Below are 12083 nucleotides of genomic sequence, written 5' to 3' on the forward strand. Positions count from 1 at the left end.
AATAGGTCATATTGTTTATGACAATTTATTTAGTATAAAACGTTTTCTGAATTCACTAGGCGTTAGTCCCATAATCTTCCGAAAAGCTTTTCGACAATTTCCGGCATCTTTATAGCCTACTTGTAAGGCGATGCTTTCAAACGGCAAGGTGGTTTCCTCTAAATCGTTACAGGTTCTTTGAATGCGTAATCTCTGAATATAGTCTGATGGATTCCAACCTGTGTGTTTCTGGAAGCGTCGTAAAAAGGTTCTAGGTGTGAGGTGTGCGATATTGGCAAGTATATTAATCGGATTAGTCTCAGAAAAATGTCCTTGTAGATGATGTTGTACGCTTAAAATTGCCCTGTCGCCATGATCCAAACAGGGTGTGAATTCTTGATAGTAACTTTGTTCTCTCCTGCCTGTATCCATCACTAGCGTTTTTCCTAACTGTCTAACAATGCTTGCTTGTGTAAAGCGTTGAACAAGGGCAAGTCCTAAGTCCATCCATGACATCATGCCGCCAGCGCTAATTATGTCGCCTTGGTCTATTAATATTTTAGAGATGTCTATTTTCTGATTGGGGAAGCGTTGTTTGAAGATATCAGCTAGTGACCAATGGGTCGTTAATTCATAGTTTTCTGTGGCATTTGTTGTCGCAAGAAAGAAGGCACCAGCGCATGCACTACAAAGAATTGCGCCAGATTGATGTTGTCCGTTTAGCCAGTTTGTTAGCTCCGGAACGTTAGATTCATAAATGCTTGTATCCATGCTCGGTGGAATCAGAATGGCGTGATAAATCGTATCGTTATTAAAGGGCCTCATATCAAGCGTATTTGTATCAAAAGAACCTAACGTCAAAATATCCGTATCAAGTTGAATTGGCACTGAGGTGTCTTGGCATAGACGATTTGCCAAAGTAAACATCTCAGAAAAACCATAAACCGCTGAGAGTAAGCTGTTTGGATAGTGAATAATGGCGAATTTATACGAAGTCATCATGAAATAACTGCTTGTCATTTTAAGCTTCTAATATGTCAAATTTGACACTTTGATGGAAGTGAAATTTTGTCTACTATTGTTTTTTACTTGATTGAGGAGAACATAATGAAACGCAGTGCTTTATTGGTGATTGATCCACAAAACGATTATTTCGAAAACGGTCTGTTTCCTTTGTGGAATACACAAGACAGGTTGGAAAAGATCTTGGAAGCAATGGCGTTGGCGCAGGCTAATAATGTACCTATTATTTTTATTCAGCATGTGGCGAATTCGCCTTCAGGCACCGCGCCATTTTTTAACCTGAATACAAGTGGTGTAGACATTCATTCTGACATAAAGGCGGCAGCGCCGAACGCTACGGTTGTCGTAAAGCATTTTGCGGATGCGTTTGAGCAAACGGAGTTAGAAGCGGTGTTGAATTCTTTGGGGATAGAGCATCTTATTCTGTGTGGCATGATGACTCAAAACTGTATAACGCATACGGCGATTTCAAAATCAGCCGAAAAATATGACGTTGAGGTGATAGGGGAAGCGTGTACAACACGGGAAGAATTGCTGCATTTAATCGCACTGAATGCGATTTCTAACCGCGTATCGTGTGTACCAATAAAAGAGGCATTTAGATTAACTTAAATTAAATGACATTCCGATTTTTGATTATTTTATAATGTGTCGGAATGTCATTCTTTTGTTCATCATTTCCAAAGTGCTTTGTTTGTTTCGTTGTAAATATCTGAAGATGTTAAGCCCAGGTCTTTCATTTGAGCGTCACTTAGTGAGTTAAGTCTGCTTCTTGTTCTCCAGTTATGGACAATTCTTTTCAAGTGCTGCTTCCACATAGCTTTCTTCTGTGTATTTTCTTTAAAACTGTCTAGTGCATTTTTACAGCAAGCTTCTATATTTAGGTTGTTTTCTAAAACTGACGATTCTTGTAACGAGCAAGTTTTCATTATGTTTCTCCTTTTCTGTTGTTAAGTGTGTTTTGTTAGCTAGTGTTTGAATAATCTACGATTAGGTTTTTTTCGACAAACGAGAAAATACATGCAATGATTAAGAAAAACTTAACTGTGTAGAGTGTAGATCATGTCTACTAATCGACTTTTACCGCCATTAAAATCTTTACAAGCATTCCGCTATGCGGCGCAGTCTTTGAGTTTTAAAGCCGCAGCTGAGCATCTTTATGTGACACAAGCGGCGGTAAGCCAGCAGATAAAAACATTGGAACAATCATTGGGTGTGGAGTTGTTTGAGCGACATGCTCGCCAAGTCGTTTTGACGCCTGAAGGTGAGTATCTATTTGAGTATGCAGAAAAGGCGTTTAGCTTATTAGAAGAAGGCGTGAAGGGGATCACAGAAGACCCTAATCCTAATACTTTGATTATTAGTTCTGTTCCTTCTTTTGCTAGTCGTTGGTTGGTGTCTCGATTAGGCAAGTTCCAAGCACACGAGCCAGATATTAATCTTCGTCTTAGTCCGAGTTCAGATTTATCTAACTTTTTAGACAGCGATTTAGATTTAGCAGTTCGGCTTGGACGGGGCAAGTATCAGGGACTGAAATCGACGCTTTTATTTGAAGAGTTCTTGTTACCTGTTTGTCATCCCTCCTTGATTAATAACGATGAATCTATTAAAAAACAATTAGTAAATATTCCGATTATTACGGACACTGGGCCAGATATTAAACATGTTTGGCCAATACTTCAGCGGTTTTTAGATATGTATGATATGCCGATGAATTCACATCTTCATATTGCAGATTCAACTGCTCTGGTGGAGGCGTTATTGTCTGGTCAAGGCCTCGCTATGATGCGCTTTGGTTTGGTTTATGAACTTTTGGAGAAGGGACAGTTGATTTGTCCTTTGCCTATTTATATGAAATCTCAGTATGATTTTTATCTTGTTGCACCGCCTCAACACTTCAAATATGAAAAGGTAATGGCGTTCAAACGCTGGATTGATCATGAGGTAAAGTCGATTGATTTGTCATGGAAGAAGTATTTATTGAAAAATTCTGACTTTAAAGAAGTGAAAGTGTAGGCGTATGAATGCACGATACTGGTCTGTTTTAAGAAGAATACTTATCTATTTTAAGACGAATATAGCTAAGTAATAGATTTTCATTTCTTCTACGTCATTCTTTTATAGGAAAAAAACCAACAAATTTGTTACAGTTGCTTGTTGTTTAACAAAAGGTAGTATGTCTATATCATGCCCAATCAATCTTCATTCGGTTCATTGCCTACTTTTGCAGTAGAACATGACCATTTTCAAATTTTGCAATCTGCAGCGCGTTTTCGGGAATACCTGTTAGAGGCGATTAATAATGCGACGTCTAGAATTTATCTCGTTACGCTTTATTTGGAAGATGATGAAGCGGGAAGAGAAATATTAACGGCTGTATATGAAGCGAAACAACGCAATCCTAAATTAGACATTGTGATTTGTGTTGATTGGCATCGAGCGCAACGTGGCCTGATCGGTGCTGAGAGCACCAAAGGTAATGCTGGGCTTTATCAGGCGTATGCTGACAAATACGCTGAGTCGGTTCCTGTTTATGGTATTCCTGTTCGTAAACGTGAAGTGTTTGGTGTGTTGCATTTAAAAGGCTTTGTTATCGATGATACGGTAATTTACAGTGGTGCTAGCCTTAACAATGTTTACCTGCATTACGGCGATCGTTATCGCTTTGACCGCTACCACGTTATTCAAAATATGCCCCTAGCAGATAGCATGGTTGATTTTATTCAGAACGATATGATTAGTCATCCTGCTGTTCATGATCTTTCGAAGGCAGGGTTACCAACTACAAAAGAATTAAAATCTGACATTCGTAAATTTCGTATTGCCTTAAGTCGTTCATTTTACCAAGGTGAAGCGCAACAAGTTGATGAAAATCATGTGGCAGTCACACCTCTGGTTGGTGTTGGCAGACGCAACAACATGCTTAATAAACAGATTCTTGCTTTGCTTACGAACGCGACGGAAGAAATTATTTTATGTACACCTTACTTTAACCTTCCAAAATCTGTGTTGAGGGAAGTTAAACGTGCCATCAAGCGCGGTGTGAAAGTAGATATTGTGGTGGGTGATAAAACCGCCAATGATTTTTATATTGCACCTGATAAACCGTTTAAAGCTATTGGTGGTTTACCTTATTTGTATGAAATTAACTTGCGCAAATTTTCTGTTGTTAATGAAAAATACATAGCGACAGGGCAATTATCGGTTCATTTATGGAAGCACGATGCCAATAGCTATCATTTGAAAGGTTTATGGGTAGATCGCAGTACCATGTTGCTAACAGGGAATAACGTAAATCCTAGGGCTTGGTCATTGGACTTGGAAAATGGTTTGTTGATCAGCGATCCTAACAAGCTTTTAGAAGCAAAATTCAACGAAGAATTTGAGAATATATTCAAGCACACTCAACGTATCTCCACATGCAGCCAGCTTGAAACGCTGCAAGATTATCCTTCGAGAATCCAACGCCTATTGAAAAAAGTCATCCGCACAAGAGCAGATCGATTATTAAAACGGATTTTGTAAACTTGGTATAAAAGCAAAACTACATCTTGGTTAGTGAGGATAATTAAGTGAAGGGAAGTCGCATTAACAGAAGATCTTTATTGAAAACGATTGGACTGGGCGCTTTTTTTATAAACACTCCTTGGCTTAGTGCATCAACATTAATAAGTGATGACGACGATGTTAGCTTCCTAAGAAAAGAACATAAACTATTCAATGTATATAGACGTTTGTTTAATAAGCGCTTTGATGTACAACCTCAAATAATGGCTATTTGTAAAACAGAACGCGGCGTTCAAAAAGCTGTGAACTATGCAAATGAGCATAATCTAGATATCAATATAAAGAGTGGTGGTCATAGTTTTGAAGGATTTTCTTTAAACGACAATGGCATGGTGATTGACCTCTCACATATGAATGGGTTGGAACTTGATGACTATCATAAACTTGTAGCAGGCCCAGCTGTTCGGCTTGCACAGCTCTATAGCTACTGTTTGCCTAAAGGGCGTCTATTGCCTTCTGGCTCATGTGCTTCGGTGGGGTTATCAGGTATTACACTGGGTGGTGGATATGGATTATTTGCTCGTCAATTTGGATTAACTTGTGATTATTTAACCGGTGTCCGAATGGTTGATATTAATGGCAATATATTAGATTCAGATGACTTGCCTGAATTACTCTGGGCTTGTCGTGGCGCAGGTAATGGGAACTTTGGCGTCATTACTCAATTACGATTCAATACGGTTGAAGCTCCGAAAACATTGTACCAACATCGATTTCGTTCATTTAAATTGTCTTCTAAAAAAGCGGTAGGCCTAGCAAAACTATGGTTTGAGCAGTGTGATAACTTACCCAATCATGCGTTCTCTGCCTTCGTGTTAAACGGTAAAACATTAACCGTAATGCTGACGGCGACCGAAGACGATGAAAGCATGGTAGAGGTTTTGAAAAACTTCGACCGAATAATGGATAAAAATGACAACCTTAACCCTGATCCCCTAGAAGTGGGTGTTAAGTATTACTACGGGCGCAGTGATGCCTTGTACTTTAAAAATATTAGTGCAGGGTTTTATAAGAACTTTTCAGACATTGAAGAGTGTGTTGAAACATTATTTGAAATAACGGCTAATACTAAAGGCGCTGTTTTTCAGATCAACACTTTAGGTGGAAACATAAATAATGAAAAATGGTTAGGTGAAGGCGCTTACGCCCACCGAAAAGCCAATTATTTGGGTGAAGCCCAATGTTACTGGGAAAAATCAGAAGATATGCAGCAAGGTATGGACGGCATGAAATCAATTCAAAATGCTTTGTATGAGAATAACGTCAAAGAGCATTATGTTAATTATCCAGACGTAAATATTATTGGCTATGAAAGTGCATATTATGGTGATGGCTATGCACGATTACAGGAGCTAAAACGTAAATTGGATCCTGATAATCGATTTAATTATGCGCAAAGTATTAACGTTTCTTAAAGCACGGCTAAGCGATATCGAATCTCTTCCTTATAGACTATTCAACTAATGTTCTCAGATATTGTTTTGGGCTAACGCCAAACCTTTGGCTGAAGCGTTGACTAAAACGTTCTTGAGATTGATAACCACAGCGTAAAGCGATGTCTATTTGCTGATTGTGGCCTTTCTGCATTAGGCTTAACGCATGGTTCATTCGTACTTGAGTTAACACTTCTCTAAACTGTGTCTTTTCGTTTTTTAGCCGACGAATGAGCGTTGCTCGACTCATTGAAAAGTGTTCCGCAACGTCATTTAGTTGATAATCCTGCCCTGGTTCTTGTGTTAAGTATTCACTGATTTTTTGACTAAAAGACAGACTATGGCTTGAAAATAGTTGATGTAATTTGCCTTCTTCAGCTAACTGTTGATAGAAACCATTAAGCCAAAAGGTTTGAACTTTACGGCTAATGTCATCCCAAGGTAAGTCTGAAAAAATCTCAAGGGTTTTTAATAGGCTTTTGGATGAATGATGAACAGGAAAGTAAAAGTCACATTTCATCGTTGTACTTAACTCTAGCATCTCTTTTGTTGGTGCTAGATTAAAACTGAACTGTAACGACGAGAATCTAGCTCGTTCTGGTTTGTTTTCAAAAGTGAGCTGTTGTTGAGCGCGAGTCAATAATAGGTTTGATGAATCTAGTGTTAATTCATTATCTTGCCAAAACAGTTGTTTATGACCAGACTGCACCCAAAAAATACTAGGGGAATGAACGGTAACATTGCGCAGTCTTTGATTATGCAAACCGTACATGTGATTGATCTGAATTGCGTTGGCCATTCTTTCCCTTAGTGTAGTAATCAAACGTTATTTTAATGCTGGTGCCTTTAAGTCATTCTACTACTTAATCATTGTGTCTTTTAACGATTGTACGTTGCGGTCAGTTTGGCTGTGCCAATTGCCATGCTATTCAAAGTATAGCCAGCTATTGCAGAAGAAACCTTGTCATTTAATTCGAGTTTTTCTACTGGTAGTGCCCAAATCGTGAACTGATAACGATGCATTCCATGCCCTTCTGGAGGGCATGCGCCACCAAAGCCAATGCTTCCATAATCTGAGGTTAACTCTGTTGCACCCAGTGATTGTAAATCTGCGCCACGACTCAGTGATGTGACTTCTGCTGGAATGTTAAAACTGACCCAATGCCACCAACCGCTACCTGTCGGAGCGTCAGGATCGTATGCAGTAATCGCGAAACTTTTTGTGCTCATTGGAGCATCTGACCATGTAAGCTGTGGTGATAGGTTGCCACCGTCACAACCAAAGCCAGAAAATTCAAACGTTTTCGCCATTTTTTCACCTTCTTGAATGTCACTACTTGTGAGTTCAAAACCAAAACTGTTTGTTGAAAAACTGGCCGAAATAATGATGCTTGCAGCCAATATATATGATTGCTTCTTTTTGAAAATTTTTTTCATGTCGTATTCCCATCGATAAATATAAATAGAATTCCTGAATCAGATCTCAGTAACCGAGGTTTATATTAAGAGGAAGGGGCGGTATTTATCTCGACATAAAGGATCAAAAGGATATTTTATGTCATTCAAAATGAAACTTTTAGTGATTTTTATTTTTAAGGCTTCTTTTTTATGGTGTGCTTTCGACGATTATGATGAGAAGTGTGGTTGCTATCGCGGTGAAGGTGAACAGAAAAAAAGCGAACCATTTGATGTGATTCGCTTTTCATTTTGGTTTTCATGTTAATAACATGAGGTTAGAAAGTTAGAGTTGATCTAACCCTAATTTAAAGCCTTCTAGTAAGTCTTCTGTATCTTCAATGCCAATAGAGCAGCGAATCATTTGTTCACTGATACCCGCTTTTTTCCTATTGTCTGGGCCCATTTCATAAAAAATCGTGCCAGCCATAGGAAGTGCCAAAGTACGGTTGTCGCCTAAATGAGTCGCGTTGATGATGATATCAATGGCATCTAACAAAGCTGAGCAATCGTAACCGGCTTTTAAGTCAAAACTAAGAATTGAGCCATAGTGTCTGAACCAGTTTGTTGCTTTGTCGTGTTGAGGGTGTGAAGACAGACCGGGGTAATAAACCGCTTCTACCTTATCGTGTGCATCTAACAGTTGTGCTAAAGCCAATGCGTTGGCACAAGACCGATCCATGCGTAATGCCATGGTTTCTGCACCAACCGCAATTTGGTAGGCGCCGTCAGAGCTGAGTGTTCCACCCATATCGCGTAAGGCTTTTTTCTTAATTTGCGTGAGCGCCCATTTGCGATTGTCACCTTTTCGATAAGCTTCAAAAATATTGGGGTAGTTTGCCCAATCATACAATCCTGTTTCAGTCACTGCGCCGCCTAATACAGTGCCATGGCCACAAAAGTACTTAGACAAGCTGTTCATAACTAAGCTAGCCTTTACCCGGATAGGTTGAAATAAGTAGGGCGATGTCATGGTGTTATCAACAAGATACACTAATTCTTGTTGCTCACACCAATCTCCAATTTTTGCTAAATCAACAATTTGTGTGCCCGGGTTTGCCATGGTTTCTACAAACACCATGAGTGTATTATCTTGCTTGGCAGCAATGACATTATTTACGTCAGTGGCATCGACTAAGGTTACCTCAATGCCAAAGTTTTCAAGTGTTGTCATTAGGCTATAAGAATTACCAAACAAGAAGCGACTCGCAATCAAATGGTCGCCTTGTTTCAATAAACTTAAGAAGATAGCGCTGAGTGCACCCATACCTGTTGCGAAAACCAAACTGCCAATGCCTTGCTCTGTTTGCGTAATCATCTCTTGCAGGCTATCTGTGGTCGGCGTGGACTGTCTTGCGTAGCTTTGACCTGAAGCTTTACCTTGAAACACATCCATTAAGTCTTGTGTGCTTTTATAGCCATAAGGAACAGAGTTATAAATTGGCGTATGAATAGGGCTATCGTTATAACCTTGTTGGCGGTCATGATGGACAATATTGCTGGTAAAACCTTTTAACTTTATCATTTTCGTATCACCGTATTAAATCTTTGGATGACAATAGAGAGTTGTCTTTACTGCTGGTTATGATAATACCCTTCTGATGGCTATGCTAGGAAAGACATAAAAAAAGCGAACTCTGAAGCTCGCTTTTTTTATGTTTGTTCGATGACGATTTATTTGTTTTTTAAATTTCTTTGAATGGTATTTGAATACCAGTTTAGAAAGTTAATAACACCGAATTCGTACGTTTCAGAATAAGGGCCAGGGCGATAGCCGAGAGAGTTAATACCAAGCTGATTACGCTCGCCAAGTACCTTGTCTTGCTCGTTAGTTGCGTCCCAAACTTTGCGTAAGTTATCTGGGTCGTAATCCACACCTTCTACCGCATCTTTATGGACAAACCATTTGGTGGTGACGATGCTTTCTTGAGCAGAAATAGGCAGTACTCGAAATACGATAAAATGATCAGACTGCATGTGACTCCAAGAATTGGGTAAATGCAATATTCGCATTGAGCCAAGTTCTGGGTTTTTGATGCGACCTAGCATTTTATTGCTAGCCAAAGAGCCATCGATGGTCATTACTTTGGTGTCTTTTTTAAGTGGCATACGAACGATACGGTTACGTTGCACTTCGCCAAAGCTTTTAAGCTTATGTGGGATGCCTTCAGCGTCCCATTGAGCCGATTGTTCTGCGTAGTGCTTTAGGAAGTCTTGCGGCGCACGAGGGTCTTCTGTGTCGTCCCACTCAAGTAGAGTATTTAGTAATTCTGGGTGACTAGCAGAGCAGTGATAGCACTCACGGTTGTTTTCTAATACTAGCTTCCAGTTGGCACGTTCATACATGGTCGATTCTGCGGCCAGTTTTGTATTTTCAGCGTCGTAAGGTTCCATGTAGGTTTCGAGTGTTTCTAGGAATTCGTCAAAACCATCTTCTGGCGCTTCTTTACCAAGGCACACAAAAATAAAACCACCTGCTGTTTTACAGAAGGCAGGTCTTAGGCCGTGTTGTCCTTTATCGAAGTCTTGGTTCATTTCTGTGCCGGCAAATAATAAGTTGCCTTTTAGATCGTATGTCCACTGGTGATAAGGGCAAACGAGATTAGCCACTTTCCCTCTGTGCTCGGTGCAAATAAGCGAACCACGATGTGAGCAGGTGTTGTGGAAGGCGTTTACATTACCTTCTCCGTCACGAACCACTAAAACAGGGTTTTGCCCAACTTCTACTGTGATGTAATCGCCTTTTTTAGGAACCTCACTGGTCATGCCGACAAAAAGCCATTCTTTCTGAAAGACTTCTTCCATATCGACTCTGAACATATGTGGATCGTTGTACAGCGGTGCATCTAATGAATAGTTACTAGGACGTTTCGCTAGCAAATCTGACATAGCTGTTTTCGCTTCATTAAGGGAAGCATGACGAACATTGAGTAGGTCGTGTTGATTCATCTTTCTGGGCCTTACATGACAAAAAGATTGATGGACTGCTTTACAGCAAGATTAACAATGTTAATAAAAAGCTGTTTTACAAGGCGTTCAGTTACGAGGCTATATTGTCTTAATTAGGCATAGCGTAAATGACCATTCACGACACGGGTTGATACATAAATCGACGCGTAATGACTTGAGCTATCTAGGCTTGACCGCAATGAGCAATAAATTGTCGTTAAGAGTTAACTTGAATAACTCAACTGCCTCCAAAATGGCGAAAAGACGTAGACGCAATGACGACTTCCATTGTGCTAATTTATTTTAAGAGACTTTAATATGACCGACTCTTCTTCTACACCAGTGGTAACTGCTGATTACCTAGCACCAGTAAATACACAAACTTGGGTTAATGGCCGTCATAACGTACGTTGTGTGAAGGTGATCCATGAAACATGGGATGTGCGCACATTTTGTTTTATGGCTCAGCAACCCGTTATGTTTTTCTTTAAACCGGGTCAGTTTGTTACCTTGGAAATGGAGATCGAAGGCAAGCAGGTTATGCGTTCTTACACTATTTCTAGTTCACCTTCTGTGCCTTATAGTTTTTCGATTACAGTGAAACGTGTTCCGGGTGGGGAAGTATCGAATTGGTTGCATGATAATCTCGTTGTTGGCTCTGAATTGGCAGTACATGGTCCAGTAGGGAACTTTAACTGCATTGATTACACGTCAGATCGAGTGTTGTTTTTGTCTGGTGGTGTTGGTATTACGCCAGTTATGTCGATGGCTCGTTGGTTGTTTGATACTAATGCGGATGTTGATATTACCTTTATTCACAGCGCACGCTCTCCTCGTGATGTGATTTATCAACGTGAATTGGATCATATGGCGTCGCGATTAGACGATTTTGGTTTGTATTTAATTGTCGAGCGTATGGAAAGTGGTTTGCCTTGGCAGGGATATCGTGGCTATTTAGATGAGTCTAAATTGGACATGATTTCCCCAGACTTTATGGAACGTGAGATTTTTTGCTGTGGCCCTGCGCCTTATATGAAAGCGGTTAGAAACCTTCTTATGGAAAGAGGGTTTGATATGTCGCACTATCACGAAGAATCTTTTGGAGAGACTCCTGAAGACGTAGTGGAAGATGCGCTTGAGCAAGCAGAAGTAGCGCAGGCTGAAGCAGATGCAGTTAACCAAGAAGATTTGTTGCGAATTGATTTCTCAGATAGCGGTAAGAGTATTCAAATTATGGCGGGTGAAACCTTGCATAATGCGGCTGCAAAATTAGACTTATTAATCCCGAAAGCTTGTGGCATGGGGATTTGTGGTACGTGTAAAGTCTTGGTGAAATCTGGAGAAACTCAGATGGATCACAACGGTGGTATTACCGATGATGATGTTGAAGCTGGGTATGTTTTATCTTGTTGTACTGTGCCCAAATCTGATGTGGTTGTAGAGTATTAATTGTTGACCAAATGGACACCCAATAAAGGTGCAATATTGATCTATATTAGTGCGTGATATTGTGTTTTTATGGGTGTACTTGGTAGTGTATTAATCCTTTATATTCAGGTGAGCTTTCGGTTGTTGGCTACATCCTATTGATATACGATCTAATACCTATAATTTTGTGTTTCCTTAAAAATAAAAAAGTGTTTTTTTTGATCATGGTCTGAATTTTGCTATGTCATA

General features: G+C 39.8%; 11 protein-coding genes. 5 read left to right on the top strand and 6 right to left on the bottom strand.

The window, feature by feature from the left end:
* Positions 1-15 precede the first annotated feature (15 nt).
* Positions 16-981, bottom strand: coding sequence for a GlxA family transcriptional regulator (locus tag IF202_RS04815; protein ID WP_235963266.1), 966 nt, complete (start codon positions 979-981; stop codon positions 16-18).
* 105 nt (positions 982-1086) lie between these two features.
* On the opposite strand from IF202_RS04815, the gene IF202_RS04820 reads away from it, so the two are divergent.
* Positions 1087-1614, top strand: a complete 528-nt coding sequence (locus IF202_RS04820) for a cysteine hydrolase family protein (RefSeq protein ID WP_191593715.1) — start codon at positions 1087-1089, stop codon at positions 1612-1614.
* A gap of 62 nt (positions 1615-1676) precedes the next feature.
* On the opposite strand, the gene IF202_RS17425 is transcribed toward IF202_RS04820, so the two are convergent.
* Complete coding sequence (locus IF202_RS17425) at positions 1677-1931, bottom strand: DUF1127 domain-containing protein (protein WP_235963267.1); 255 nt, start codon at positions 1929-1931, stop codon at positions 1677-1679.
* A 133-nt stretch (positions 1932-2064) separates the two neighbouring features.
* On the opposite strand from IF202_RS17425, the gene IF202_RS04830 reads away from it, so the two are divergent.
* The 3 genes from IF202_RS04830 (at position 2065) to IF202_RS04840 (ending at position 5984) form a co-directional block, all read left to right on the top strand.
* The gene (locus tag IF202_RS04830) at positions 2065-3018 is read left to right on the top strand and encodes a LysR substrate-binding domain-containing protein (protein WP_191593716.1); all 954 of its coding nucleotides are present in this window, start codon (positions 2065-2067) and stop codon (positions 3016-3018) included.
* Positions 3019-3189: 171 nt separating this feature from the next.
* Positions 3190-4527 (top strand): CDP-diacylglycerol--serine O-phosphatidyltransferase, encoded by a 1338-nt coding sequence (pssA, locus tag IF202_RS04835; protein ID WP_206705359.1) that lies wholly within the window; start codon positions 3190-3192, stop codon positions 4525-4527.
* Between the two features lie 47 nt (positions 4528-4574).
* Positions 4575-5984, top strand: coding sequence for an FAD-binding oxidoreductase (locus IF202_RS04840; protein ID WP_191593717.1), 1410 nt, complete (start codon positions 4575-4577; stop codon positions 5982-5984).
* A gap of 37 nt (positions 5985-6021) precedes the next feature.
* Here the strand turns inward: IF202_RS04840 and IF202_RS04845 are convergent, their stop codons facing one another.
* From IF202_RS04845 to IF202_RS04860, 4 genes are all read right to left on the bottom strand, one after another.
* Positions 6022-6801: a helix-turn-helix transcriptional regulator gene (locus IF202_RS04845; RefSeq protein ID WP_191593718.1), complete on the bottom strand. Its 780-nt coding sequence runs from the start codon at positions 6799-6801 to the stop codon at positions 6022-6024.
* Positions 6802-6881: 80 nt separating this feature from the next.
* A complete protein-coding gene (locus IF202_RS04850) occupies positions 6882-7439 on the bottom strand; it encodes a YbhB/YbcL family Raf kinase inhibitor-like protein (protein WP_191593719.1) in 558 nt (185 codons plus the stop codon).
* Positions 7440-7743: 304 nt separating this feature from the next.
* Positions 7744-8982: a cystathionine gamma-synthase family protein gene (locus IF202_RS04855; protein WP_206705360.1), complete on the bottom strand. Its 1239-nt coding sequence runs from the start codon at positions 8980-8982 to the stop codon at positions 7744-7746.
* Positions 8983-9131: 149 nt separating this feature from the next.
* Positions 9132-10406 (bottom strand): aromatic ring-hydroxylating oxygenase subunit alpha, encoded by a 1275-nt coding sequence (locus IF202_RS04860; RefSeq protein WP_191593720.1) that lies wholly within the window; start codon positions 10404-10406, stop codon positions 9132-9134.
* A gap of 318 nt (positions 10407-10724) precedes the next feature.
* Between IF202_RS04860 and IF202_RS04865 the strand changes: the two genes are divergently transcribed.
* Complete coding sequence (locus tag IF202_RS04865) at positions 10725-11855, top strand: hybrid-cluster NAD(P)-dependent oxidoreductase (protein ID WP_191593721.1); 1131 nt, start codon at positions 10725-10727, stop codon at positions 11853-11855.
* Positions 11856-12083 lie beyond the last annotated feature (228 nt).

Source organism: Marinomonas colpomeniae, assembly GCF_014803385.1.
GTDB lineage: Bacteria > Pseudomonadota > Gammaproteobacteria > Pseudomonadales > Marinomonadaceae > Marinomonas > Marinomonas colpomeniae.